This is a genomic window from Desulfovibrio sp. JC010, assembly GCF_010470675.1.
GTDB lineage: Bacteria > Desulfobacterota > Desulfovibrionia > Desulfovibrionales > Desulfovibrionaceae > Maridesulfovibrio.
On record NZ_VOIQ01000022.1, the window covers coordinates 28,578 to 53,276 of the forward strand.

Genomic DNA, 24,699 nt, shown 5'->3' on the forward strand with positions numbered 1-24,699 from the left:
AAAAACGGCTTTCATTGATCTGGATCAATGCGTTATGTTTGCAGCCAGTTAATGTCCTCTTACTGCAATAAATTATCCAGCTAAGGAGAAACATATGAGTGCCAGAAAAATAGTCGTAATCGGCGGGTCAGCTGCCGGACCGAAAGCCGCGGCCCGCTCCAAGCGTCTTGATGCCGGGGCGGATGTTACCCTGCTCCAGAAAGCACCGGAACTTTCCATGGCGTCCTGCGGTTATCCGTACTACATCGGCGGTAATTTTAATGAGCGTAACGCGCTTTTGGCCACGCCCACCGGAGTGGTGCGCGATGAAGTTTTTTTTGCCGCAGCCAAGGGCGTTAATGCCAAGGTTAACACTGAAGTCACCGGTATTGACCGCCGGAATAAATGCGTGTCCTGCACAAATGTCGTTACCGGGGAAGAATCCTCCGTGGATTACGACAAGCTGGTTATCTGCACCGGAGCAACTCCGCGCCGTCCGCCTATTCCGGGGATTGAACTTGAAGGGGTGCGTTCCCTTTCTGAAATGCGTGACGCTGACAAACTGCGGGAGCTGGTTGATTCCGGCAAGGTTAAGGACGCGGTTATTGTCGGCGGCGGGCTGATTGGAATCGAGGTCTGCGAGGCCCTTTCCGAGTCTGGAATGAATGTGAATGTGGTGGAGATGCTTTCTCAGTTGCTCATGTTCCTTGACTGGGAAATCGCCAAGCTGGTGGAAAAGCACGTGGCCTCCAAGGGTGTTGCCGTGCATACCGATAACGGCGTGGCTGAATTTCTGGGCCAAGACGGTAAACTGACCGGGGTTAAACTTAACGACGGTTCTGTGGTCCCCTGCGAGCTGGCCGTGGTAGCCATCGGCGTGGTGCCTAATACCAAACTGGCTGCGGATGCCGGAATTGAGCTTGGTGATTTCGGCGGTATTGCAGTTGATGAATTCATGCGCAGTTCCGATCCGGACATCTACGCTGCCGGGGACTGCGTTGAAATCAACCACCGTATCACCGGAAAGAAAACTTTTGCTCCCTATGGAGACCTTGCCAACCTTGAGGCCCGCGTGGTTGCAGACAACATTGCCCGTGGGGATAAGCATAAATTTCCCGGCACGGTTAACAGCGGCATCTGCAAGGTTTATGATCTCAGTGCCGGGGCAACCGGGCTTTCGGAGCAGCGTGCCAAGGCTGAAGGGTACGAAGTCATCACCGCAACCAACGCCAGCCCGGATAAACCCGGTTTCATGGGTGCGAAGCTGCTGGTTTCCAAGATGGTTGCCGATGCAAAGACCGGACGCGTACTCGGTTTTCAGTGCGTAGGACCGGGCGAGGTCAACCGCCAATTGGCCGAGGCTGCCATGGCGGTTATGAACGGCAACACTATTTATGAAATCGGCATGGCCGACCTGCCGTACGCACCTCCGTTTTCTCTGGCAATTGACCATTTTATCACCACATCACACATCCTTGATAACAAGATGGCCGGACAGATGACCGGGATCAGCAATGCTGAAGTGAAGCAGAAGCTGGATGCGGGTGAAAAGCCGTTCATTCTGGATGTGCGCGCACCCAATGAATTTGAGGAAATGCGCCTTAACGTCGGTGAAAATCTGATTCCGCTCGGCAAATTGCGTAATGAGCTTGATAAGCTGCCGCAGGACAAGGATGCGGAAATCATCACTTTCTGCAAGATTTCCATGCGCGGCTACGAGGCCCAGCGGGTGCTGGAAGCAAACGGCTGGACTAACGTCAAAGTCATGGAGGGCGGCATTATGGGCTGGCCTTTCAAGGTTGAGATGTAATTTGATCTGCTTCGCAGTTTAGACGATTTGATTTCGCCTCCGGCGGCCAAAGGCCTATAGCCGTTAGGCGAGAGCTTTTTGCTCGAGTCTTACGGATATTGAGAGGGGGCCGGATAATCCCCTTTGTAATCCTTACCGGTTTAAGAAGGCTATAAATAAAAAGGCATTCCATTTTGAGTGGAATGCCTTTTTTATTTAATCGGCGAAGCCGTAATAAAAGGTTTTGAAGAGTCCAGAGAAACTTTTGCAAAAGTTTCTCTGGTCCCCGAAGGGCCGCCGGAGGCAACTTTTAAAGTGCTGTCTCAAGCATCTTACGCGATACATCTAGAGTCACATCCCCGCGTTCGGAAAGCTGGGTCATGCCGTGTTTTTCCAGCCCGGCTACTACGCGGTCAACTATGTCTGCGCCGATTTCGTAGTCGGAAAGGCGTGTTGCCATGTCGAGGCTGTTGAAGAACTCTTCAGTCTTGGCAATGGCCTGATCAATGCGTGCGTCATCATCGCCTTCACGGATATCCCAGACCCGTTCGGCGTACTGGATGAGTTTTTCACGTTTCTGCTCACGGCGCACTTTCCAGTTGGCAAGCTGCATTACTGCGAGGGTTTTGCCGTGATCCAGCCCGGTAAGGGCGGTAAGCTCATGGCCGATCATGTGGGTGGTCCAGTCCTGCGGCACGCCTGCGCCGATGAGTCCGTTGAGGGCCATGGTGGAGCACCAGACAAGGTTGGCGCGGGCATCGTAGTTTTCGGGCTCGTTAACGGTGGTTTCGCCGATCTCGATCAGGGTCTGCAAGATTCCTTCTGCGGTACGGTCCTGAAAACGTCCTTCCGCCGGGAAGGTCAGGTATTGCTCAATAGTGTGGATGAAGGTGTCCACAACGCCGTTCGCCACCTGTGTTTTGGGCAGGGTGAAGGTAATTTTCGGATCGAGGATGGAAAATTTCGGGAAAGTGTGGGTGGAGAATACCGGAAGCTTGTCTTCTCCGTCACTGATCACCGCGCCGTTGTTCATTTCAGATCCGGTGGCCGGAAGGGTCAGCACGGTGCCGAAGGGAACAGCGGAATCAACAGGTACCGGAGTGAAGCCGAAGCGCATCAGCTCACCTTCGCGGCCTTCGTATTCTTTTGCCGGAGCTGCCAGCGCGATGAATTTAGTGCCGTCGATAACAGAGCCGCCGCCCACTGCGAGGATGAAATCAATCTGCTCATCGCGGACGATTTTAATTGCATCCATGAGAATTTCAAAGCGCGGATTGGCAGGGATTCCGCCGAATTCGATTACACTGCGGTTGCTTTTGGCAAGCTCTGCATTGACGCGGTCGAGCAGTCCGGTTTTCCTGGCACTGCCGCCGCCGTAGGTGATCAGAACTTTGGCCTTTTTAGGGACAAGGTTGTCCAGTTCCTGAAGCTGGCCTTCGCCGAAAACAATATTGGTCGGGTTGTAAAAGGAAAAATTAAGCATGTTAACTCCTGTTTTTGGTGATGTTTGAGCTATTATATGCCTTGTCGGCAAAATTTTATGAATACCTGTTTTTGCAAACAGTTTGCCTTATTTTGCAAAGACAGCATGTTTTAGTAGAATGCTTTTGAAACAGTGATAAGCAGCATAGCACAGAATGTCACTGCCTAAGGAGAATAAAGATGAGTTTTCAGGACAGGAATCCGCTGGAGAGATTAAAAGAAGCCCTTGATGACGGGGCTGTGCGCGAAGGGGTGAATGAAACTTTTCTGGAAGAGGTGACTCTTTTCCGGGTTTCAGAACATAAACCCAAGGTCCCGCTGATTTATGAGCAGTGTTTTTGCATTGCCGTGCAGGGGTATAAGCATTGTCACCTGACGGATTCCACCTTCACGTACGGAGAGGATGAATTTCTGGTAGTCCCGGCCATTGTTCCCCTTGATATCGAAGTTGCTCCTGAGGGCGATAATCCGCTTCTCAGCGTAACTGTCTCACTGGATTTTGAGATGATTCAGGAGCTGGTGGAGTCTATTAATAAGTATGATAAGCAGGCACTGGGCAAAGTTTCCGCATCCTCCGGTATTTACTTTGAGCCCATGACTGATGATATTATCGAACCGACCATCCGCTTGCTTAATGCTTTGAAATCCCGCAAGGAAGCCGAGATCTTCGGTAAGCAGATAATCCGTGAGATCTACTACCATATTCTTATGGGTAAGAACGGACACTTGCTGGCTTCCGCTGCGTTTGGTGAATCTGACTACGCCCTGATTGCCAAGTCCCTGCGCTTTATTCACGATAATTACGACAGTGGAATTGATATTGATGAGCTGGCGGGGGAGGCAAACATGTCCGTGCGGTCATTCTACAACCATTTCAAGGCCGTAACAGCATTGACTCCGGTACAGTATCTAAAGCGCATCCGGCTGGAAAAGGCCCGGCAGTTCATGGTTGTGCAAGGGGAACAGGCCAGTTCCGCCGCCCATCTGGTGGGCTATGAAAGTCCCTCGCAGTTCAGCCGGGAATTCAAACGTCATTTCGGGTTTACACCCCGTGAGGCTGTTATGCACAGTCAGGGGATGGCGGGGTAGTATCTACGCTATCTCCGCATAAATCTTTTGCCGAAGTCCGGCACTGTGTTTCAAAACCCCGACTTCTAAATCTACAAAGTCATACAGCCGTGGACGCTTGCCGTCTGCCGGGCGCAGGATTCTGCCGATGATCTGGACCAGCCGTCCTTTGGATTTAATGGGCGAGCAGAGGAACAGGGTCGATAATCCCTGACAATCAAAGCCCTCGCCGATGAGCGACGCGGTGCTGGCCAGTACTTTGATTTTCCCGGCATTGAGATCGTTGATGATTTCTTCGCGTTCACCTGCGGGTGTCTTTCCGGTCAGCACGGCTACCTCCACGCCCTGATCAAATAAAAGATCGGACAGGGCATCGAGATGGGCGGTGCGGTCGGCTACCATGAGCAGGGTTCCGGGATTCTGCTCCAGTTCTTTTTTTACGCATGATGCGATGATCTTGTTGCGCGGGTAGTCCTCGGCAATGGCGGTCATCATCAGCGAGTATTCTTCAGATGCATTTCCGGCAAACCTGAATGCGGTCTCCACAGTGAAAATTTCCGGCTTGAGGATAGCTCCGGTATTGCGCAGCAGGTCCGGGTTCACCCGGTGGACCACAGGTCCAAGGGTCAGGTTGATCATGCGGTCCAGTCCGTCTGCCCGGTAGGGAGTGGCGGAAAGTCCGGTCAGGTACTTGGCATCGAAATTTTTAACCACCTTTTGAAAGGTGCTGGCCGGGGTGCGGTGGCATTCATCGACTACGATGTGACCGAAGGTCTTTTTCAGGTCTTTTAGTCTGTTACGGGCGGTCTGGATGGTCGCCACAGTCAGCGGTTTGATCTTGAATTTTCCGCCGCCTATCTGTCCTGCTTCAAAGCCCAGAAACTGGTTGATGCGCTCAATCCACTGCAGAAGCAGTTCTTTGGTATGCACGATGATCAGGGTAGGCTGTTTGCGCTCGGCAATCAGAGCCAGTGCCATGACGGTTTTTCCAGCACCGGTACCAGCTTCCAGCAACCCCTGAGTCTGGTTGGAAAAAGATTGCAGGGCTTCCTGCTGATAAGGCCGTAAGTCTCCATTAAAGGAAAAATCCACCGGATCAAGTTCCAGCCGTTTATCTTTGTATTCCGGTTCAATGTCGGCTGCCTTGGCGATCTGGTGCAGCTCGATGCCGAATCCGCGCGGGCAATGCAGCCGTTTCTTACGGTCACCGGACCACATCTTAATAAATTTGGGAATGCGTTTCCCTACCCGGCCCCGGTATTTGATGGCATTGATGTAATCGGGATTCATCAAGGTCAGGGCTTCTTTGATCTCATCAATCAGTTCTTCGGGGGCGTCGGTAATGGTCAGGTCTTTTGAAATTTCGATCAGCATTGGCTCTCCTGTTGCTGCCCGGTTTATCTCATGGCGGAGTGTAAGTCGACCAAGAATTTCTAACAAAAAGTGAGGTTGGTTAATAAAAAGCATGCTACAATGTAAGTACTCACAACCATAATCCTCAACAAGGGGGCAGGCATGAAAAAAACAATGCTCATTCTTTACACTTTGGCAGTGCTGGCAATCGGCGCGTTGGGCGGGGCAGGAGGAGCTTTCAGTCTTTCTGAGGAAGCTACAATCGGTGCCGGAGGTTTGCAGCTTAAAGTTGTGTTCGACAAGCGCAATCTTTGCGCCCGGTTATATCTGATCGGTGACAAGTTTATCTTTGTGGATACCAAAAGTAATCAGAAGATTGAGTGGATTCGGTACAGGTAGTTGCCGGAGTTGATATTTCCCCGTGCTTGTTGGATTTGAGTTTATTGGTTTAGCTGGGTGCTGGAATGATTCAGGAAATGGAAAAGCCCTCGGAATCCGGTGATTCCGAGGGCCTTTTGATATCTGGCGGAAAGGGTGGGATTCGAACCCACGTATGGTTTCCCATAACTCGATTTCGAGTCGAGCGCGTTACGGCCGGACTTCGCTACCTTTCCGCGTTTTTTATAAGCAAGACCGATTCCGGCTGTGCGGTCTTGGAAGGCAAAATTTATATGTGCTTTTGTGGGGCTTGGCAAGTGGAAATGTATGTTACTTCTTCCGCTTATGCAGAAAAAAACTCTGCAGAATCTCCTTACATTCAGCCTCGCAAACCCCACCGATGGTCCAGAATTTGTGATTGGCGAAGGGGAGCTGAGTTCCTTCCAGATTTGAGACTACGGCCCCGGCTCTGGGGTCCGGTGCTCCGAAGACAACGCCTTCTACCCGTGCATGGATGATCGCGCCGAGGCACATGATGCATGGTTCCAGTGTGACAACCAGAATGGTGCCGCGCGGCAGACGGTAGTTATCCAGCTTTGCGCAACCATTGCGGATGCAGTTTACTTCCGCGTGTCCGGTGGGGTCGTTATTGGTGAGCGGGGTGTTGTTCCCGGTGGCGAGAAGTTCCCCTTCGGCGGAGAAAAGTGCCGCGCCGATGGGTACTTCATCATGCTGGCGGGCCTTGAATGCCTCACGTATGGCGATATCCATCATGGAACGCCATGTCCGGCCCTGAGGTGGGTCGGCGGGCGGGGTGTTTCTGGTGATGATCGTGCTGCTCATAGAAATATCAAACTCATTTTTCAAGTTTCCACCATTAGTTAGCCTACCTCCAGTGCATGGTCAATGAAATGGAGCCGGGGATTCTCTTGACTTGTTTACAGCTTTAACGGATTATAATCGGAGGTGTGTATTATAGGGTGCCGTATGGGCCGACAACCCTTAGCCAAGGTGGATTTCATGAATATTTATCAGGCTGAATACGAGAACAAACTGACTACTGCTGAAAATGCAGTAAGTCGTATCCGTAACGGGGATACCGTTATCCATGGAGTTACGCTGGCTGAACCCCCGGCTCTGCTGAAAGCCATTGCAGAGCGGGCCAGAGTCGATGATGTTCATGATCTTAAGATTTATTCGTTCAATCCTCAAAAACATGCTGCTGATACTTATCTCGCTGCCAAGGTGCAACATAATATACATGCCAAATCATGGTTTTTAGGACCTTCCGCCCGAAAGCTGGCTGCAGTGGGGCTGGTTCAGTTCATCCCTTCCTATCTGCATCAGGTTCCCAAATTCATCAGGGAAGACATGGAAGTGGACGTCTGCGTGACCACGGTTTCGCCTATGGATAAGGCCGGCTATTTTTCTTTCGGCACTGCAAATGATTTAACCTCCACCGCTGCGCGTGAGGCAAAAATCCTTATCCTTGAGGTAAATGAAAACATGCCCCGGGTGTTCGGTGATTCGCTTGTCCATATTTCGGAAGTGGATTGTGTGGTTGAAAACCATACCCGGCTTATGCAGCTTCCTGCTCCTGCGCCAAAGGAATTTGATGCCGCCATCGGCAAGGCGGTGGCCGGGATCATTAAGGACAATGCCGTGCTTCAGCTTGGTATCGGCACTTTACCCAATGCTATTTGCCCGTACCTGACCGAGCATAATGACCTTGGAATCCATTCCGAGTTGTTCGGTCCGGGGATGAAGGAACTTATTCTTAATGGGAATATTACCGGGCGGACCAAGAGTCTGCACCGCCACAAGCATGTTTTTGCTGTTTCCTACGGCACGGATGATACTTTTGAATTCATGAATGATAACCCGGCCATGGAAAGTTATCCCGCAGATTATGTCATGAATCCGTGCGTTGTTGCGAAGAATGATAACATGGTGGCGGTTAATTCGGTCATTGAAGTGGACCTGACCGGGCAGTGTAACGCTGAACATATGGCCGGGCATGAGTTCAGCGGCACCGGAGGCCAGCTTGATTTTGTGCGCGGTGCATATGCAGCCAAAAACGGAGTCTCGGTCATGACCACTTATGCCACGGCCAAGAATGATACCATTTCACGCATTGTCCCCCGGCTGGGCAGGGATGCCGCAGTGACCACGCCGCGTACGGACGTGCATTATCTTTGTACGGAATACGGTATCGTAAATATCAAGAATAAGTCGGTAGGGGAGAGGGCTGAAGCGATTATCAGCATTGCCCACCCTGATTTCAGGGATGAATTACGGCGTGAAGCTGAGAAGATGAGATTGTTTTGATGCGCTATCGCGCTCTTGATTAAAAGATCTGCCTCCGGCGGCTTAAACCCTTTGAAAAGGGTTTAAGAATCCCAAACTTTTTTAGTAAGGCTTCGCCGATTTGTTTGGCAGATCAGTACAAAAAATTACGGGAGAGTTTTTGAAAACTCTCCCGTTAATTTATAAAAACACAATTAAGGATTCCAAAGGGGATTATCCCCTTTGGCCGCCGGAGGCGAAATCAAATCATCAAAAACGCGTAGCGTATCAATTACAATGATTTAATATAATTCACGCCACCTTCGAGGAGTGCCAGCCCGAGGGTGGGGATATCTCCGCGAGTCCACTTGGGGTGGTTGGTGGGGTGGTTGAATGCTTCGGGGTGCGGCATGAGTCCGAGGATGCGTCCGGTGGGATCGGTCAGCCCGGCAATGCCCAGCGGGGAACCGTTGGGGTTGGCGGGGTAATCCATGGTCACTTCTTCGGATTCGGGGTCGATGTACTGTACCGCGTGCAGGTTGTTTTCCACGATCTTTTCGAGCATGGCGTCATCTGCGGGGATGATTTTACCTTCTCCGTGACGTACGGGAACGTTGAGGGTATCGATTCCCTTGGTGAAAACGCATGGGGAATCGGGGTTGGCCTTGAGGTGAACCCAGCGGTCCTCGTATTTTGCGGAATCGTTGTAGCTGAGAGAAACCTGACGGGTGAAGTATTCACCGCCAACTGCGGGCAGCAGGCCGAGTTTAACGAGTAGCTGGAATCCATTGCAGATTCCGAGGATAACGCCGCCGTCTTCAAAGAATTTTTTGATCTGGTCCACAAGCGGGCTGCCGTCTGTGGTGTGAGCGTGTTTCCAGCGGAGCGCGGCAGCCTGTGCTGCTCCGAGGTCATCGCCGTCCAGAAATCCGCCGGGAAAGATGAGGTAGTTGTAACCTTCGAGAGTTTTTTTACCTGCGGCGAGATCGGAAAAATAAGTGATGTCCACTTCGTCTGCACCCGCTTTTTTAGCGGCATGAGCGGACTCGTGTTCACAGTTGGTTCCGTAACCGGTGATGACCAAAACTTTAACGCGGGCCATATATTTTTGTCCTCCAGATGTTGACAATCGAAATATTCCAAGACTATCTAATGCCTGTTTTGAAGAGAGGAACATAATTGCGGGTCAGCCTCCCGTCAACAGTCTATATTCCTCAGGACGTACCGCTAACACATTTTTTTGAAGTGGGATACGCCTGAATATGGGATTGTTAGCGGGGTGGGACCTTTTTTGTGTTTTTTTCATGATACTGACTTTATTCGCTGTCCATTTTGTTTTATGTAACAGCGATATTTTAAAATAAATTGTCCGCCACGGGACGGGAGCGTTATGAAAACCAAATTTATATTCATCACCGGGGGCGTGTTGTCCTCACTTGGTAAAGGGCTTGCAGCAGCATCCATCGGTGCACTTCTTAAAGCCAGAGGGATGACCGCTACCATTCAGAAGCTTGATCCTTATATCAATGTTGACCCCGGCACCATGAACCCCTTTCAGCACGGGGAAGTGTATGTAACTGACGACGGCGCGGAAACCGACCTCGACCTCGGTCACTACGAGCGTTACCTTGATATCCCGCTGAGCCAGAAAAACAACATGACCTCCGGTCGTGTTTACCACAATGTTATCACCAAAGAACGCCGCGGCGACTACCTCGGCGGTACCGTACAGGTGATTCCGCACATTACTGACGAAATCAAGAATGCAGTTAAAAATATGCCTAACGGTGAGGACGTGGCCCTTATCGAAATCGGCGGAACTGTAGGTGATATCGAAGGTCTTCCTTTTCTTGAAGCTATCCGCCAGCTGCGCTCCGAGCTGGGCAGCGAGAATGTACTTTACATCCACCTGACCCTCGTTCCTTACCTTGCCGCTGCCGGTGAAGTTAAGACCAAGCCCACCCAGCACTCCGTTAAGGAGCTGCGCGGAATCGGTATCCACCCGGATATCATCCTCTGCCGCAGTGAAGTGGAGTTGGACGAAGATATCAAGCGCAAGATCGCACTTTTCTGTGACGTAGACCGTGACGCGGTTTTCACTGCTGTTGACGTTAAGTCCATCTACGAAGTTCCGCTCAAGTTTTACGCTGAAGGTCTGGATCAGAAGATTGCTATTCTGCTCAAGCTTCCGGCCAAGAACTGTAATCTTGAGCCATGGAAACAGCTTAATCATACTTTACAGAATCCTGAAGGGGAGACCACAATCGGTATTATCGGTAAATACGTGGACCTCAAGGAAGCATACAAATCCCTGCACGAAGCACTCATCCACGGCGGCGTAGCCAATAAGGTTGAAGTCAAGCTGCGTTATGTGAATTCCGAAGAGATCACTTCTGAAAACGTTAAGGAAAAGTTGGCCGGTCTTGACGGCGTTCTCGTTCCCGGCGGTTTCGGTAACCGCGGTGTTGAAGGCAAGATCGCGGCTATCCAGTATGCCCGTGAAAATAAGGTGCCTTTCTTCGGCATCTGCCTCGGTATGCAGTGTGCGGTGATTGAATATGCCCGCAACGTCATGGGCCTGAAGGGTGCCAACTCTGAAGAGTTCAACCCCACAGGTGACGACAATGTAATCTACCTGATGAAAGAATGGTTCGACTACCGTACCAAGAAGACTGAATCCCGTTGCGAAGAAAGCGATAAGGGCGGCACCATGCGTCTCGGCGCGTACCCCTGTAAGGTTGTTGAAGGCACCAAAGCCATGGCAGCTTACGGCGAAGCTGAAATCCAGGAACGCCACCGTCATCGCTACGAGTTCAACAAAGAGAAATTCGCGGATCAACTGGTTGAAGCAGGTCTGATTCTGAGCGGTCTTTCTCCGGATGAAGCTCTGGTTGAGATTGTGGAAGTCGCTGACCATCCGTGGTTTCTCGGCTGCCAGTTCCACCCGGAATTCAAGTCCAATCCCATGCATGCCCATCCGCTGTTCAGGGATTTCATCAAGGCTTCCATCGATAATAAATAAAAATTAACTTTTGATTGCCCGGGAGCACTGGTACGCAGTGTTTCCGGGCAACCTTATATCTGGAGGGCAGCTACTTTTGACCCCCGATGAATTATACCAGAAAAGTCTGCAGGGACCGTTTATACTGGCGGGTCCTTGCGCACTGGAAACCATAGATATCGCCCTGCGCGCCGCTGAGGTGCTGGCCGATATCGCTTCCCGTCTTGATGTGACGGTAATTTTCAAGAGCTCTTTCGACAAAGCCAATCGGACCTCGATCACTTCGTTCAGGGGACCGGGCATGGAGGAAGGGCTTAAATGGTTACAGCGGGTGAAGGATGAAACAGGACTTCCCGTTGTCACCGACATTCATACCCCAGATCAGGCCGCTCCTGTCGGCGAAGTGGCCGACGTGATCCAGATTCCCGCATTTCTCTGCCGCCAGACCGATCTTCTCGTTGCCGCCGCTAATACCGGACGGGTTATCAACGTGAAGAAAGGTCAGTTCCTTGCGCCCCACGACATGCGCCACGTTGTAAACAAACTGCGCGAAGCCGGAAACGAACGTATCTGGCTCACCGAGCGCGGAGCATCTTTCGGCTATAACAATCTCGTGGTGGATATGCGTTCCATGGCCATTATGAAATCCCTCGGCTGTCCGGTGGTTTTTGATGCCACCCACTCAGTGCAGCTTCCCGGCGGTCTGGACGGCAAGTCCGGCGGTCAGCGGGAGTTTGTGCCTGTGCTTTCCCGCGCGGCTGTGGCTGCTGGGGCTTCCGGTGTGTTCATGGAAACTCATCCCGACCCGGACTGCGCGCTTTGTGACGGTCCCAACAGCTGGCCTCTTGATCGTGCCGAAGATCTGATCAAGGACCTTCTGGCCGCATGGAGCGTGGATTATGTCTGCTAGACAGCGTGCTGAAAAAATCAAGCTGCTCATTCTCGATGTGGACGGCGTGCTCACTGACGGCGGTCTTTATTATGATAAGGATGGCAACGTAACCAAGCGGTTCAACGTGCAGGACGGTCTGGGCATCAAGTTTGCGCAGCAGGCCGGGCTTGATCTGGCTGTTATCACCGGGCTTAATCACGGCGCGGTGGAAAAGCGGGTTACCGAGCTGGGCATTACCGAATATTATCCGGGCCAGAAGGAAAAACTTCCTTTTTATGAAAAGCTGCTCAAGGACAAAGGGCTCACTGATGAGGAAGTTGCCTACATGGGCGATGACTGGATCGATGCTCCGGTGATGGTCCGGGTGGGCTTGCCCATGGCTGTTAAAAATGCCCAGCCTGAAATTTTTGGCATTTCCAAATGGATTTCCAGCCGCGAAGGCGGACATGGTGCCGTGCGCGAGGCCATTTCATTTATCCTTGACTCGCAGGGCAAGTTGAACGACATCTGGCAAGAGTGGGCAGGTTAGATGGGCCGTATCGGCTTGGTTTTATCTTTGATTCTGTCCCTTGTTCTGGGCGTCTGCGCCGGAACGCTGCTGGGTAAGAAATACGGAACCTTTCCGCACATGGCCCGTGGTGCAGTGGAAAGCCCGCTGGTGGCCGATAAGAATAAGTCCGATATTTCCGCTGAGGAGATTGAACTTATTCAGGGTACCGGCGGTGATATTGAATGGATTCTGCGGGCCGGAAGTGCTGATTATGATCAGGAAAAAGGGCTGGTCATAGCTGACAAACCGCGTGTTACATACTATCTGGGCCGGGACCGCAAGGAAGTTTTTGTCAGTGCCCTGCATGGCGAGGTAAGCCAGAAGGGTGAGGGACTGAAGCTCTGGGACCATGTTGAAGGCCTTTACGGGGATATGGGGCTCAAGGCTGACCGTCTTGATTTCAAGCCCAAGGATAACCTGCTTTTTCTTGAAGGGAATGTAAAAGTGCAGAGCCCTGCCGTTTACATCACTTCAGACCGGGTGAAGGTGGATCTTGTCACCCGTGAGATTATGATTGAAGATGGAATGGAAGCCTTGATTTCACCGGACATGGTGGTAATGCCTCAATAGAAGCGAGCATTCATTTGATTAATATATTTGGAAATAAAGTATATACTTTTTGTGCGCTGTTTTTGCTGACCTTTTTTCTGGTCAGCCCCGCTGCTCACGCCTACGATAAATCTGAATTGAAAATTACCCGGACCATTGCCAATGTCCGTGCCAAGCCTGATTTGAAAGCCCCGGTGGTCTGGATTATTTCCCCGGCGAAGAGTTTTCTGGTGGGTAAGGTGCAGGGCAACTGGTTTCCGGTTTATCCCGCTTCCGACGAAAAGGACGTAAAGCCTGTAGGGTATGTTTCCCGCAAGGTTGTTGTTCCTGCCCCGGCTGACGGCCCCCTCGTGGATTGGGGGGATGTCCGTTACGTGGGCAAGGATGTAAAATTTCATCTGGAAAGAACTGTCAAATCTTCTACCGGGGGCATGCTGAAATCCGGTGATAAGATCAAGGTCGGTTTTTTGAGAGACGGCTGGTACGCGGTCTTTAAGGGTGATGCAAAGGTTGTTTCCGAAGCGGATGCCATGGGTTTTGTGGAGCAGTCCAAGATTGATATTGTCAATGATGCTGCGCGTATCCGCTATGCAGTACGCCGTATCAACGTTATTGAAAAGCCTGTGGCCACTTCCAAGGCAGTGGGCGTGCTCAGTCCCGGACACCGGGCGCAGGTGGGCAAGGAAAAAGGCGGCATGTATGCCCTTTACCGCATAGATGCCATGGTCAAGAAAGATACTCCTGTCTGGGGTTATGCCTGGGGGCCGTTCCTTGCTCCTTATCCCAAGAATTTGGAAAAAGCCCAGATGGCCGGCATAGATGCCCGTAAGGCTGAGATTAAGGCTGAAAAGACCAGAAAAGAACAGCAGGAATTGAAAAGAGGTAACGAGCTTGCCGCCATGGAAGAAGCCATGGATGAAATGCTGCTGGCTCCGGTCAAGACTAAGACCCTGTACGCCACTGCGGTGCTTAATGTTCGCTCCGAACCCAATGCTAAATCCCTTATTGTTGATAAACTGGAAAAGGGCGAGGCTGTTAAAGTCGGACAGGAAGAGGGAAAATGGTTTCCTGTATTCAAGCCCGGCAAAGACAAAGAGTTGAAGCGCGTGGGCTATGTTTTCGGTACTTATCTCAAGGCCGAAGCTCCGGTTGTGAAAAAGGAAAAGCCCAAGAAGAAGCGTGTGCCCGGCGGACCTGATGAAGTGCCCATCAAGATCACTTCTACCAAGATGACCTTCAGCGAGAACCGCAACAGGATTACTTTTTCCGGCAATGTTAAGGTTGTGCGTCTGGATGTAACCCTTACCTCCGACATCCTGACTGCCCATTTGAGACCTGATGGTGATTCACTTTCCGATACTCAGGACAAGATCAAGAAGATCGTGGCCGGGGGCAACGTGAAAGTGGTAATGAAAAAACGCAAGGGTCACTGCGACAAGTTGACCTACGTGGTGGGTGATTCCATCATTTACATGAAGGGTAATGCCGAGCTTCAGGACGGCCCAAACAATATTCAGGGTGATGAGATTAAATTTTACCTAAAAGATAACCGCGCTGAGGTTGTGGGCGGCAACAAGCCTATCGAGGCCATTTTCTATACCCCGAAAAATGTTTCGCCTTAGCCTGTGATATAATGATGATTAATCGTTTCATCAAAAGCGCAAAGCGCATCAAAAAGGACTTTTATGTCTTCGATTATCGCCAAGAAACTGGTCAAGAACTACGGGCCTAAAGAGGTCGTCCGCGGGATCAACCTGACCGTGCGCGAGGGCGAGGTCGTGGGGTTGCTCGGTCCCAACGGGGCCGGGAAAACCACCACATTCTATATGCTTGTCGGTGTTGTAAAGCCTACTTCCGGGGACGTTTATTTTAATAAAAAGCCAATCACCACACTGCCCCTGCATGAACGGGCACGCCTGGGACTGAGCTACCTTCCGCAGGAAAGTTCCATTTTTAAAAAGCTTTCCGTGCGTAAGAACCTTGAGATCATCATCGAGCACACTGGGCTTTCCGGCAAGGCCGTTCCCAAGAGGGCGGATGAATTGCTGGACCAGCTGGGTATTCTGCGTCTTGCGGATCAGAAGGCCATGTATCTTTCCGGCGGTGAACGCAGGCGTCTTGAGATCGCCCGGGCCATGATCAATAATCCTAAATTCATCCTGCTTGATGAACCTTTTGCGGGTATCGACCCCATTGCGGTTATTGATATTCAGGACATCATTTCCTCGCTCAAGGATATGGGGCTGGGAATTCTTATCTCCGACCACAACGTGCGTGAGACCCTTTCCATCTGTGACCGGGCCTACCTTGTCTATGAAGGGCGGGTGATCCTGAACGGTTCACCTGAAAATATCGTTAAAAATACCAAGGCGCGCAGGCTGTATCTGGGTGACAGTTTCAGTTTGTAGCTTTCGGGTGTGTATAAGTGTTCGTCAGGCCGGGTCCCTTAGGGGATTCCGGCCTGTTTTTTTGCAAAGTTTGATTAATTTTGCCTTTGTTGATTTACAGTCCGCCCGAACATTGGTACACTTTTTTCATATGCAAGTTCTTTGTGTAAAAAATCCATAAATATCAGATGATTCAGAGGTCTTTGTTGCATCTTGCAATTGGATGTGGCATAGTGGAATCAAGGCTGGGGCAGAATATAAAATATTTTTTGTTGCCTCGGTTTGCAACTGACTGAAATTAATTGAATTTGAGAATATACTAAAGGTGGCCTGAATATATGGGATTGGAACTTAGACAACAATTAAAGCTTACTCAACAGCTGGTAATGACTCCCCAGTTGCAGCAGGCGATCAAGTTGTTGCAGCTTTCCCGCCTGGAGCTGGTGGATACTGTCCATCAGGAGCTCATGGAAAATCCTGTCCTTGAAGAAGCTGAAGCACAGGAAAGGACTGATGCTGCGGATGCTGAAGCAGGTACCGCCACGGCTGAAGAAGCCCAGATTTCCAAGGAAGCCGAGTGGGAGAACTATCTCGGCGAATTTTCCAGTACTTCCAAGCAGTCCGCTTCCCGTGAATCCGAATCATATGAAGAGGGTACCTCCTTTGAAGCCCGGCTGACCAAGACAACATCCCTTGAAGGACATCTGCATTGGCAGATGAGTCTTTCCGATTTTACTGAAAAGGAAGTTGTCATTGGTGAATGTATTGTTGGTAATTTGAGTTCGGGTGGTTTTTTACGGATTGACTTGGAAGATGTCTGCGAAACATGCTATGCTGAAATCGAAGATGTGGAAAATGTGCTGCACCGCATTCAGCGGTTGGACCCGGTGGGGGTAGCGGCACGGACTCCGCAGGAATGTCTGCTTGTTCAGCTTGAAGCGTTGAAACTTGATGATGATCCGATTCTGGTCTCGCTGGTGCGGGATCATCTGGATGACCTTGAAAAGAAACGCTACAAGCCGCTGGCAAGAAAATTCAAACTCAGCATGGAGGATTTAAAGAGTTATCTCGATTTGATGCAGACACTTGATCCTCTGCCGGGAGCAAGTTTTTCAAGCGGAGACTCTTTCTATGTCAGCCCGGATGCTTATGTTTATGAATATGACGGTGATTTTGTCATCGTCCTTAACGAAGACGGTCTTCCCAAATTGCAGATGAATGCATTTTATGTGGAGACGCTGGCATCAACAAAGGGAGACGACAAGGAATATTTTCAGGATAAGATGCGCTCCGCCCAGTGGCTGATGAAGAGCCTGTATCAGCGGCAGCGTACCTTATATAAGGTTTTGGATTCCATAGTGAAGTTTCAGCGTGAGTTTTTTGCTCAGGGTGTCACCAAGCTTAAACCGCTTATTTTGAAAGAGGTTGCGGAAGACATCGAGATGCATGAATCCACTGTGAGCCGGATAACAACCAATAAGTATGTTTCGACTCCGCACGGAATCTATGAGCTTAAGTTCTTTTTTAATAGTGCTCTCGGTCTGGATGACGGTTCTCAGGTCGGTTCCGAGTCCGTCAAGGCAACGATCAAGAAATTGATCGGAGAAGAGGACGGAAAGAAACCCCTCAGCGACGAGAAGATTGCTGAGATTCTCAAAGAGAAGCTGGAAGTCAATATTGCCAGAAGGACCGTAGCCAAGTACAGGACTGCAATGGGGATTCTCTCCTCCTCGAAAAGGAAGAAGGTATTCTAATGTAGTCCGGAGAAATCAACGCATATTCACCCCTTACTAAGGAGGCTCTTTATGAACGTAGCATTTACTTTTAAGAATTTCGACGCATCCGAACATCTTAAGGAATATGCAAACAGCCGTTTCTCCAAGTTGGTAAAGTACGTCAGCAACCCTGAAAACACTGACATGCAGGTGAATCTGTCAGTTGATAAGTTCAGGCATGTTGCGGAAGTTGTTTTCACCTCTGACCATACGCATGTCTCAGCTTATGAGGTGTCCGAGGACATGTATTCCACCGTGGATATGGTTCTGGACAAGCTTGAAGCACAGCTTCGCCGTGCAAATGAAAAGATGAGAAGTCACAGGCGCAAGGAGGCAGCTCCCGCCCGCATGGAAATTCTCAGTTATGGGGAAGAAGAGTACAGGGAACCTGTGATTGTTGAGTCTGATTCTTTTGTGCCCAAGCCCATGAGTGTTGATGAAGCCGCTGAGCAGCTTCAGACCCTCGACCATGAATTCCTCGTCTTCCGTAATGCGGATAACGAAGCCATAAATGTAATTTACCGCCGCAATAACGGCGACTTCGGTTTAATTGACCCGGGATACTAACTAATGAATATAGCTGATAATCTGGCAAAGGACCTTGTAATTCATGAACTGCAGGCCTCTGATAAGGGTGAAGTTCTGAAAGAAATGGTTTCCGCACTGAAGGGCGCCGGTCTGGATGTGGATGTGGAAAACGGACTGAAGGTCCTTAATGATCGTGAAAAACTCGGAACAACCGGAATAGGGGATGGCATAGCCATCCCCCACGGAAAACTGGAATGTCTTGAAGAGATTGTCGTGGTGGTCGGCCGTTCAAGTGAAGGGGTCGACTTTGAGTCTCTGGACATGCAGCCATGTAAGATATTCTTTATGGTACTGGCTCCTGAGCAGGGGGCCGGTGCCCATTTAAAGGTGCTGGCACAGATTTCGCGGCAGTTGAAGGATGAAGCTTTCCGGCAGGCTTTCATAGACTCTGCGGATCAGGATGAACTTCTTCGTCTGCTCGGTGTCGCATAACCGAACCTATTTGAAAATCAGGAATAAATCAGATTAGCAATGAACTTAAGGTCATTGCTAATTTTGTTTGTGGGCTAATACTCAAGGAGGATGTTGGGGTGGTTGATGCAGATTCGTTTCCAGTGATTGTTGTTACCGGGATGTCCGGTGCCGGTAAGTCGACAGTTCTGAAAGTTTTTGAGGATTTGCGTTTTTTCTGTGTGGACGGATTGCCCGCCGGAATGCTTCCGCGTCTTGTTGAGCTTTTTAATACCCGGGACAATGCCTACCGCGGACTGGTGCTGGGGATGGACCTGCGTCAGCTGGAATTCAGTGTGGACTGGGAAGTCACCCGGGAAGAGCTTACTTCCAAAGGATATCGTCCAAGTATTCTGTACTTGGAAGCCCGTTTGCCTGAATTGGTGCGCAGGTATGCCACCACCCGCCGTTTGCACCCTCTTGAGTCGAGGGATATCGGTTTGGAACATGCCCTTGAGAAAGAGAAAGAAGCTCTTGGGGAGGTCCGCAATCAGGCCGATCTGGTTATTGATACCACCACATATTCTATCCATGACCTGCGTCGCAGGATTCAGGATAAATGGTCTGAGCTGAGTGAGAAGACCCAGGGGTTGCGGGTTCACGTTATGTCTTTCGGGTTCAAGCATGATGTGCCTACTGCCGCTGATATGGTTATGGATCTCCGCTTTCTTCCCAATCCCTATTTCGAAGAAGAGCTTCGTCCCCTGTCCGGTCAGGATAAAGCTATTTCGGATTATGTGCTCGGCACGGAACCCGGTTCAATTTTTATTGAGAAATATCTCGATTTCCTTCAGTATGTGCTTCCTCTTTACGAGGCTGAAGGTCGATACAGGCTGACCATTGCCGTTGGCTGTACCGGCGGCAGGCACCGTTCTGTTGCAACGGCTGAAAGGGTATTTGCAACTCTTAAAGATAATGGTTATTCTGTTTCACTTGAACATAAGCACATTCATTTGAAGTAGTTTTTATAGTTGAACATATCGGGAATTTTGATGGATATAGAATCAAGCAAAAACGGCATAGTTCTCGTTACCCATGGTAACTTCGGGCAATCCCTTATTGAAGCGGGTGAATTAATTGTAGGTCCGCAGGAAGGGGTGCTTTCCCTTTCTGTTGATGTTTCGCAGGGGATCGACGCCGCTGTGGATTCCCTGAAAAGCAATATAGCCGAAGTAAATAATGGGAACGGTGTTCTGATTCTTACTGATATGTTCGGTGGTACCCCGACAAACCTCAGCCTCTCACTTCTTCAGGGCGACGATATCGAGGTTGTAACCGGGGTCAGCCTGCCCATGCTTTTGAAAGCTTTTCAGATGCGCAACGAATCTTTGCAGAAAATGGCTGAAGAAGTCAGCAAGGCCGCTGCCAAGGGCATTGTAATTGCCGGCGAAATGCTGCGAAAACGAACTAGCAAAGGGTAACCATGATGTGGGTGAGAATTGATAACCGTCTTGTTCACGGGCAGATTATTGAAACATGGCTCCCGTACACCCACGCCAAGAATATCATCGTGGCTAACGATGCCGTAGCAGGGGATGATCTGCAGCAGCAGATCATGTCGCTGGCCATTCCGCAGTCTGTTAAATGTGCGTTCTGTCCGGTGGAGGATTTGAATGACATGATTCCGAACCTGACCGGCGGGAACGGCAGTACTATAATTCTCTTTTCTTCCTGTGCCGATGTGCGCCGGGCTTTGGATTCCGGCTTCCGGTTCAACACCGTGAACATCGGCAATATCCATTACGGTCCCGGTAAAAAACAAATCTCTCCCAGCGTGGCACTCAGTTCTGATGATGAATCCTGTCTTCATTATTTTAAAGGGCAGGGCATTGAACTTGATTTCCGCTGCGTCCCCAATGATCCTGTTCAGGTGAGGTTCTCATGAGTCTGTTTCAAGGATTGGCCTTGTCGTTTCCCGTCTGGGTTGCGGTGATCGGTTTTTTTTTGCGATTTTTTCGCTCTTCCGTTTTACAATAAATCCCGGTCTTCTTGAGCGGCCATTAGTGGTAGGCGCCCTCTGGGGAGCCGTCACAGGTGATGTGGCCACGAGCCTTAAGATTGCCGTATTTTTTGAGCTTTTCTGGCTGGATAATATTCCTGCCGGAACCTATATCCCTCCTCACATTCTGGCCCCCACTTTTGCCGCGCTGGCCCTGACCACTTCATTTGCTTTTACCGAAGCGCGGCAGGTTATGGTTATTATGCTGGCCTGCCTTCCTCTTGCCCGTATAGGGGCATGGCTGGATTCCTCTTTAAGGCAATGGCATAATCGCAGCCACAATAAACTTATCGGTTGGGCGCGCAAGGGAAAAGCAGGGGATCAGCTCCCGCAGAAACTGGTTTTCCGGTCTATTTTGAGAACTTTTGTCACTTCTTGGCTTTTTTTCTGGACAAGTACCATAATCCTTCATTATATCCTTTGTATATTTTTTCACAAATGGGGGCCGCTGGTCGCCGGTGTGAATATGAGATGGTCTTTTTTATGGATTGCAGCCAGTCTCGGAGGCCTTCTGGCCCTTAGATTGCGTAAAGCTTACGCCACTTTTGTCTTCGGGGTGGTCTTATTCGGCTTTATTATCCTTGCCGGGATTATGTAGACTTGGCAGAAAAAGAAGATTGTGATAGAAGACACAAGCTAAATTAAGCTACCATATTTCTTAGGAGGAAATTATTATGGCTATTATCGCAGTAGGACACAAAAACCCCGATACCGATACCATTGCATCCGCAATCGCAATTGCTGACCTCTGGTCCAAAGCAAAAGAAGAAACCAAAGCTGTTGCACAGGGCGAAATCGCTCCTGAAACTGCTTTTGTTCTGGAAAAATTCGGTTGCGCTGCTCCCGAAATCATGACTGACGCTACCGATCAGAAAGTTATCCTCGTTGACCATTCTGACATTGCTCAGTCCATGGACAACCTTGATAAGGGTGAAGTTGTAGCAGTAGTTGACCACCACAAACTCGGTGATGTTACTACCCCCAACCCCCTCGAAATGTGGGTATGGCCCGTAGGCTGCACCGGTACCGTTATCAACGCAATGTACAAGTTCTACAACGTAGAAATCCCCAAGAACATTGCCGGCGTACTTCTCTGTGCAATCCTCTCCGACACCGTTATGTTCAAGTCCGTAACCTGCACCGAAGCTGATAAAGAAGCTGTTGCAGAACTGGCTAAGATCGCTGGTGTTGCAGACGTTATGGCTCTCGGAATGGAAATGTTCAACGTTAAGTCCGCAGTTGCCGGTGCTTCCATGAACGAACTCATCTTCCGTGACTACAAAGATTTCGATATGTCCGGCAAGAAAGTTGGCATCGGCCAGCTCGAAGTTGTTGACCTGTCTGTTTTCGACAACATTAAGGATGACCTTTACGCTGAACTTGAAAAAGTTAAAGCTGACGGCCGTCACAGCTGTTTCCTGCTGCTGACCGACATCATGAAAGAAGGTTCCGAAATGCTCATCGTTTCCGACGACGCTTCCGTTGTTGAAAAAGCATTCGGCGTTGCTCCCGAAGGTACCAAAGTATACCTCGAAGGCGTAATGTCCCGCAAAAAGCAGGTTGTACCTAACTTCGAGAAAGCTTTCTCCGCATAAGTTAAGTATACATAGCTTCTTTGGGTCCGGCAGGTTTCGACTTGCCGGACCTTTTTTTATTTAATCCTTCATAGGTCTGCTTGGCTTGATTTCCGGTTTTAATTTTTTTAAGTTTTGAGTTCACGATCCGGCGGGGTCGAACGGTGCATTTCAATATACAATGAGGTCCTATGAAAATTACTTTGCTCTGCTATGCAACCTTTGCTGTTAAGGCTCCCGAGAATGCTGAAGCATATCCCATTTCCGAAGGGGAAACGGTTACGGATGTTCTGGAAAGAGTGGGAATCCCCCTTGATGAGGTCAAGATTGTTTTTATTAACGGTGTCTCTTCAGAGTTTGATGCAGAGCTTAAGGATGGAGACCGGGTCGGTGTTTTCCCAGCCGTGGGCGGTGGTTGATTTTTGATGAGCCGCCATGTTCTCCAAAGAATAAAAGCGGTATTTATTGTGTTGATAATCTGTTGCGGCCGTGGTATCCGCTATCCCGTTCAGGAAAATTAAATACTCCTGAAGGAGGAAATTATGGGCAGTCGTTGCCTTTTGAAATCAAAAATCCACAGAGCAACCATCACCGACGCTAATGTCGATTATGAAGGTTCTATTTCAATTGATGTGGACCTGCTGGAAAAAGCGGGTATCCTTCCTTTTGAACGGGTCGATGTATTGAACGTCGATAACGGGGAAAGGCTTACCACTTACGCCATTGAAGGCGGTCCGGGTGAATTTTGTCTGAACGGGGCAGCCGCGCATAAGGGCGAAGCCGGGCAGAAGATTATTATCTGTTCCTACACATGGCTGGATGAAGACGAGTTGGCTCTTCACAAGCCGCAGGTAGTCCTGCTCGGTGATGGGAATAAGGTCAAAAAAGCTGAATAGCTCTACCAAAGAGGCGCGGAAATCCGCGCCTTTTTTTATGTCCATATATTATGTATACAGATGGCATCAGAAGGGAGGATGTAATGAAAAAAAGATTTCTCGCGATATTTTGCGGTCTGGCTTTGGCTGGCGGTTGTGCTCCGGTCATTAAAACCCAGTCCATACCGATATCGACAAATCCCAAGGGTGCCACTGTTTACGCTGACGGGAAGGTTGCCTGTACCTCGCCGTGTACGGTTGAACTTCCTCGTAATGCCGATCATATAATCACTTTGAAGAAAGATCAGTACCGCCAGCAGGATGTTATCATCAAGCGCGTGTATCAGCAGGAAAAGGTCATGATGAAGGCCGTCTCTCAGGGGATGCAGTCTTCGTCTATGGCGGTCGGCAGCGGCGGGGATAAGACCGCATGGGGCATGATGCAGGGAGTTAATTCCATAGATTCGCAGGAAGAGACCGGAGATGCTTATGTGCTCGCTCCATCGGCTGTCTCTGTGCGTCTTGCGCCTCTCACCGCTCAGGCTCAGTATGAAATGACCGGTTCAACCGCACCGGATATTCAAAGTCTGACAACTACTGATCGTGCACAGATTAGCTATATTCTGGAGACCATGAAGTCCGGGACGGATTTTAATTGGACCAATTCCCAGACCGGAATAAGGTACGATGTAAAAGTCGGGGCCGCTCTTCCCGGATATGATGCGCCGACCCGTTCCTTTATATTAAAGATGACCGCTCATGGGCAGAGTACTAAATATGATGCCAAGGCCAGCAGGGTAGGGCAGGGCAAGTGGAATATTCTTGGAAACGGTGCTTCTACTTCCATGATTACTGACGATGGCAGCGGAGTGGCAACTTCCGAGCCTGCGACAATGAATTCTGATACTTTTGTGAAGGACGCAGTGAAGGCCGGAGCTATGGCTGCCCCGACAGTTCACGGCGGGGTGACAGCAAAGGGCGGTTCTTCCAGTGAAAGCTGGAATGGAAGCACTTATACAAAGAAGTCCTCTTCCACAAAAGTTAAGGCCGGGGTAAGCGTCAACCCTGCTGCCGCAGTTGAGGTCTTGGATATGCTTACCAATGATAAAAAGCAGTAGATAGTAATCTATTAAGAGAATAAAAAGGCAGAAGCGTTGTTTCTGCCTTTTTTTTGTTTGGAATTAAATATTCCCCTTAACCCGCACCACTAAGCCATCCTCTCAACTAACTTGCCAGATATATAAACAATAATTCAAAAACCTGTTGACGGAAGCACTGCTTTTCCATAGAAACACTCTTCTCGACGCAGCAACGGCTGAGAGCCACGAGCGAGGTCGAGATTTTTTATTGCCTGACCGGGCAAAAAACGGTTGACAAGTTTAGGCGGATCACATAGTTTCCGTCTCCGCACTGAGTGAAAGCAAGGTGCTTAGATCTTTGAAGAAAGTTTGAATTTGAGAGCAGGTTGCTACGATGGATTCCTGAACGGAAAGAAGGGTGGCCGAGTGATCATATTAAGATGTTGGATAGCGAGTTGGAATAGCTCGGATCGGCATGAAAAAAACTTTCAAAAAGTGATTGACAAGCGGCGGGTGATTCTCTAGATTGCCCAACGCACCGAGTGAGAGCGAAGTGATTCGAACTTCTCGGGATCATTGAAAAAACAAATTTCAGAAAGTTGTTGACAGCGGACGCGAACTTAACTAAGTTTCACCTCCGCGCTG

General features: G+C 49.9%; 25 protein-coding genes and 1 tRNA gene. 21 read left to right on the forward strand and 5 right to left on the reverse strand.

Translation table 11 applies throughout. From position 1 onward, the window contains the following. Positions 1–94 precede the first annotated feature (94 nt). Positions 95–1,789: an FAD-dependent oxidoreductase gene (locus FMR86_RS19200; protein WP_163353024.1), complete on the forward strand. Its 1,695-nt coding sequence runs from the start codon at positions 95–97 to the stop codon at positions 1,787–1,789. Between the two features lie 289 nt (positions 1,790–2,078). On the opposite strand, the gene FMR86_RS19205 is transcribed toward FMR86_RS19200, so the two are convergent. After that, positions 2,079–3,251: an iron-containing alcohol dehydrogenase gene (locus FMR86_RS19205; protein ID WP_163353025.1), complete on the reverse strand. Its 1,173-nt coding sequence runs from the start codon at positions 3,249–3,251 to the stop codon at positions 2,079–2,081. Between the two features lie 179 nt (positions 3,252–3,430). Here FMR86_RS19205 and FMR86_RS19210 point away from each other — a divergent pair, with 179 nt between their 5' ends. Then, a complete protein-coding gene (locus tag FMR86_RS19210) occupies positions 3,431–4,339 on the forward strand; it encodes an AraC family transcriptional regulator (RefSeq protein WP_163353027.1) in 909 nt (302 codons plus the stop codon). 3 nt (positions 4,340–4,342) lie between these two features. Here the strand turns inward: FMR86_RS19210 and FMR86_RS19215 are convergent, their stop codons facing one another. Beyond that, positions 4,343–5,692, reverse strand: coding sequence for a DEAD/DEAH box helicase (locus FMR86_RS19215; RefSeq protein ID WP_163353028.1), 1,350 nt, complete (start codon positions 5,690–5,692; stop codon positions 4,343–4,345). Between the two features lie 141 nt (positions 5,693–5,833). Here FMR86_RS19215 and FMR86_RS19220 point away from each other — a divergent pair, with 141 nt between their 5' ends. Continuing rightward, positions 5,834–6,070, forward strand: a complete 237-nt coding sequence (locus FMR86_RS19220; RefSeq protein ID WP_163353029.1) for a hypothetical protein — start codon at positions 5,834–5,836, stop codon at positions 6,068–6,070. A gap of 124 nt (positions 6,071–6,194) precedes the next feature. Here FMR86_RS19220 and FMR86_RS19225 read toward each other — a convergent pair. Together FMR86_RS19225 and FMR86_RS19230 are read right to left on the reverse strand one after the other, a co-directional pair. Then, positions 6,195–6,285: transfer RNA gene (locus FMR86_RS19225), tRNA-Ser, on the reverse strand. 94 nt (positions 6,286–6,379) lie between these two features. Further along, positions 6,380–6,892, reverse strand: coding sequence for a nucleoside deaminase (locus FMR86_RS19230; RefSeq protein WP_163353030.1), 513 nt, complete (start codon positions 6,890–6,892; stop codon positions 6,380–6,382). A gap of 144 nt (positions 6,893–7,036) precedes the next feature. On the opposite strand from FMR86_RS19230, the gene FMR86_RS19235 reads away from it, so the two are divergent. Then, the gene (locus tag FMR86_RS19235; RefSeq protein ID WP_239057300.1) at positions 7,037–8,377 is read left to right on the forward strand and encodes an acetyl-CoA hydrolase/transferase family protein; all 1,341 of its coding nucleotides are present in this window, start codon (positions 7,037–7,039) and stop codon (positions 8,375–8,377) included. A 250-nt stretch (positions 8,378–8,627) separates the two neighbouring features. On the opposite strand, the gene FMR86_RS19240 is transcribed toward FMR86_RS19235, so the two are convergent. Then, the gene (locus tag FMR86_RS19240) at positions 8,628–9,437 is read right to left on the reverse strand and encodes a phosphoribosylformylglycinamidine synthase subunit PurQ (protein WP_163353031.1); all 810 of its coding nucleotides are present in this window, start codon (positions 9,435–9,437) and stop codon (positions 8,628–8,630) included. A gap of 288 nt (positions 9,438–9,725) precedes the next feature. Here FMR86_RS19240 and FMR86_RS19245 point away from each other — a divergent pair, with 288 nt between their 5' ends. From FMR86_RS19245 to FMR86_RS19325, 17 genes are all read left to right on the forward strand, one after another. After that, on the forward strand, positions 9,726–11,357 hold the full coding sequence (locus FMR86_RS19245) for a CTP synthase (protein WP_163353032.1): 1,632 nt from the start codon (positions 9,726–9,728) through the stop codon (positions 11,355–11,357). A gap of 76 nt (positions 11,358–11,433) precedes the next feature. Next, positions 11,434–12,246 (forward strand): 3-deoxy-8-phosphooctulonate synthase, encoded by an 813-nt coding sequence (gene kdsA / locus FMR86_RS19250; protein ID WP_163353033.1) that lies wholly within the window; start codon positions 11,434–11,436, stop codon positions 12,244–12,246. Further along, positions 12,236–12,757, forward strand: coding sequence for an HAD family hydrolase (locus FMR86_RS19255; protein WP_163353034.1), 522 nt, complete (start codon positions 12,236–12,238; stop codon positions 12,755–12,757). The genes kdsA and FMR86_RS19255 overlap by 11 nt, the downstream gene beginning before the upstream one ends. Then, positions 12,758–13,348 (forward strand): LPS export ABC transporter periplasmic protein LptC, encoded by a 591-nt coding sequence (gene lptC, locus FMR86_RS19260; protein ID WP_163353035.1) that lies wholly within the window; start codon positions 12,758–12,760, stop codon positions 13,346–13,348. Positions 13,349–13,362: 14 nt separating this feature from the next. Continuing rightward, the gene (locus FMR86_RS19265; RefSeq protein ID WP_203545026.1) at positions 13,363–14,949 is read left to right on the forward strand and encodes an LptA/OstA family protein; all 1,587 of its coding nucleotides are present in this window, start codon (positions 13,363–13,365) and stop codon (positions 14,947–14,949) included. Positions 14,950–15,012: 63 nt separating this feature from the next. Continuing rightward, positions 15,013–15,735 carry an LPS export ABC transporter ATP-binding protein gene (gene lptB / locus FMR86_RS19270; protein WP_163353036.1) on the forward strand — a complete coding sequence of 241 codons (723 nt, stop codon included), beginning with the start codon at positions 15,013–15,015 and terminating at the stop codon, positions 15,733–15,735. 317 nt (positions 15,736–16,052) lie between these two features. Beyond that, on the forward strand, positions 16,053–17,468 hold the full coding sequence (gene rpoN, locus FMR86_RS19275; RefSeq protein ID WP_163353037.1) for an RNA polymerase factor sigma-54: 1,416 nt from the start codon (positions 16,053–16,055) through the stop codon (positions 17,466–17,468). Between the two features lie 51 nt (positions 17,469–17,519). After that, positions 17,520–18,056, forward strand: coding sequence for a ribosome hibernation-promoting factor, HPF/YfiA family (hpf, locus tag FMR86_RS19280; RefSeq protein WP_163353038.1), 537 nt, complete (start codon positions 17,520–17,522; stop codon positions 18,054–18,056). A gap of 3 nt (positions 18,057–18,059) precedes the next feature. Next, the gene (locus FMR86_RS19285) at positions 18,060–18,509 is read left to right on the forward strand and encodes a PTS sugar transporter subunit IIA (protein WP_163353039.1); all 450 of its coding nucleotides are present in this window, start codon (positions 18,060–18,062) and stop codon (positions 18,507–18,509) included. Between the two features lie 98 nt (positions 18,510–18,607). Beyond that, the gene (gene rapZ / locus FMR86_RS19290) at positions 18,608–19,489 is read left to right on the forward strand and encodes an RNase adapter RapZ (protein WP_163353040.1); all 882 of its coding nucleotides are present in this window, start codon (positions 18,608–18,610) and stop codon (positions 19,487–19,489) included. 30 nt (positions 19,490–19,519) lie between these two features. Continuing rightward, a complete protein-coding gene (locus FMR86_RS19295) occupies positions 19,520–19,948 on the forward strand; it encodes a PTS sugar transporter subunit IIA (protein ID WP_163353041.1) in 429 nt (142 codons plus the stop codon). Between the two features lie 2 nt (positions 19,949–19,950). After that, positions 19,951–20,412, forward strand: a complete 462-nt coding sequence (locus FMR86_RS19300; RefSeq protein WP_163353042.1) for a PTS sugar transporter subunit IIB — start codon at positions 19,951–19,953, stop codon at positions 20,410–20,412. Between the two features lie 64 nt (positions 20,413–20,476). Then, positions 20,477–21,124, forward strand: coding sequence for a PTS sugar transporter subunit IIC (locus FMR86_RS19305; RefSeq protein WP_163353052.1), 648 nt, complete (start codon positions 20,477–20,479; stop codon positions 21,122–21,124). 76 nt (positions 21,125–21,200) lie between these two features. Continuing rightward, positions 21,201–22,121 (forward strand): manganese-dependent inorganic pyrophosphatase, encoded by a 921-nt coding sequence (locus FMR86_RS19310; RefSeq protein WP_163353043.1) that lies wholly within the window; start codon positions 21,201–21,203, stop codon positions 22,119–22,121. Between the two features lie 170 nt (positions 22,122–22,291). Continuing rightward, a complete protein-coding gene (locus FMR86_RS19315; protein ID WP_163353045.1) occupies positions 22,292–22,519 on the forward strand; it encodes a MoaD/ThiS family protein in 228 nt (75 codons plus the stop codon). A gap of 123 nt (positions 22,520–22,642) precedes the next feature. Then, entirely contained in the window at positions 22,643–22,996 is a 354-nt protein-coding gene (panD, locus tag FMR86_RS19320) for an aspartate 1-decarboxylase (protein ID WP_163353046.1), read from the forward strand. 83 nt (positions 22,997–23,079) lie between these two features. After that, positions 23,080–24,093, forward strand: a complete 1,014-nt coding sequence (locus tag FMR86_RS19325; protein ID WP_163353047.1) for a PEGA domain-containing protein — start codon at positions 23,080–23,082, stop codon at positions 24,091–24,093. Positions 24,094–24,699: the final 606 nt, after the last annotated feature.

Excerpts from the sequence above, each read along its gene's own strand:
- FMR86_RS19315 (WP_163353045.1), top strand. The coding sequence starts at position 22,292 with ATGAAAATTACTTTGCTCTGCTATGCAACCTTTGCTGTTAAGGCTCCC.
- FMR86_RS19215 (WP_163353028.1), bottom strand. The coding sequence starts at position 5,692 with ATGCTGATCGAAATTTCAAAAGACCTGACCATTACCGACGCCCCCGAA.
- FMR86_RS19245 (WP_163353032.1), top strand. The coding sequence starts at position 9,726 with ATGAAAACCAAATTTATATTCATCACCGGGGGCGTGTTGTCCTCACTT.
- FMR86_RS19325 (WP_163353047.1), top strand. The coding sequence starts at position 23,080 with ATGAAAAAAAGATTTCTCGCGATATTTTGCGGTCTGGCTTTGGCTGGC.
- panD (WP_163353046.1), top strand. The coding sequence starts at position 22,643 with ATGGGCAGTCGTTGCCTTTTGAAATCAAAAATCCACAGAGCAACCATC.
- FMR86_RS19210 (WP_163353027.1), top strand. The coding sequence starts at position 3,431 with ATGAGTTTTCAGGACAGGAATCCGCTGGAGAGATTAAAAGAAGCCCTT.
- FMR86_RS19255 (WP_163353034.1), top strand. The coding sequence starts at position 12,236 with ATGTCTGCTAGACAGCGTGCTGAAAAAATCAAGCTGCTCATTCTCGAT.
- lptB (WP_163353036.1), top strand. The coding sequence starts at position 15,013 with ATGTCTTCGATTATCGCCAAGAAACTGGTCAAGAACTACGGGCCTAAA.
- FMR86_RS19240 (WP_163353031.1), bottom strand. The coding sequence starts at position 9,437 with ATGGCCCGCGTTAAAGTTTTGGTCATCACCGGTTACGGAACCAACTGT.
- FMR86_RS19220 (WP_163353029.1), top strand. The coding sequence starts at position 5,834 with ATGAAAAAAACAATGCTCATTCTTTACACTTTGGCAGTGCTGGCAATC.
- FMR86_RS19310 (WP_163353043.1), top strand. The coding sequence starts at position 21,201 with ATGGCTATTATCGCAGTAGGACACAAAAACCCCGATACCGATACCATT.
- hpf (WP_163353038.1), top strand. The coding sequence starts at position 17,520 with ATGAACGTAGCATTTACTTTTAAGAATTTCGACGCATCCGAACATCTT.
- FMR86_RS19205 (WP_163353025.1), bottom strand. The coding sequence starts at position 3,251 with ATGCTTAATTTTTCCTTTTACAACCCGACCAATATTGTTTTCGGCGAA.
- lptC (WP_163353035.1), top strand. The coding sequence starts at position 12,758 with ATGGGCCGTATCGGCTTGGTTTTATCTTTGATTCTGTCCCTTGTTCTG.
- FMR86_RS19200 (WP_163353024.1), top strand. The coding sequence starts at position 95 with ATGAGTGCCAGAAAAATAGTCGTAATCGGCGGGTCAGCTGCCGGACCG.
- FMR86_RS19295 (WP_163353041.1), top strand. The coding sequence starts at position 19,520 with ATGGATATAGAATCAAGCAAAAACGGCATAGTTCTCGTTACCCATGGT.
- FMR86_RS19235 (WP_239057300.1), top strand. The coding sequence starts at position 7,037 with ATGGGCCGACAACCCTTAGCCAAGGTGGATTTCATGAATATTTATCAG.
- rpoN (WP_163353037.1), top strand. The coding sequence starts at position 16,053 with ATGGGATTGGAACTTAGACAACAATTAAAGCTTACTCAACAGCTGGTA.
- FMR86_RS19300 (WP_163353042.1), top strand. The coding sequence starts at position 19,951 with ATGATGTGGGTGAGAATTGATAACCGTCTTGTTCACGGGCAGATTATT.
- FMR86_RS19230 (WP_163353030.1), bottom strand. The coding sequence starts at position 6,892 with ATGAGCAGCACGATCATCACCAGAAACACCCCGCCCGCCGACCCACCT.
- FMR86_RS19285 (WP_163353039.1), top strand. The coding sequence starts at position 18,060 with ATGAATATAGCTGATAATCTGGCAAAGGACCTTGTAATTCATGAACTG.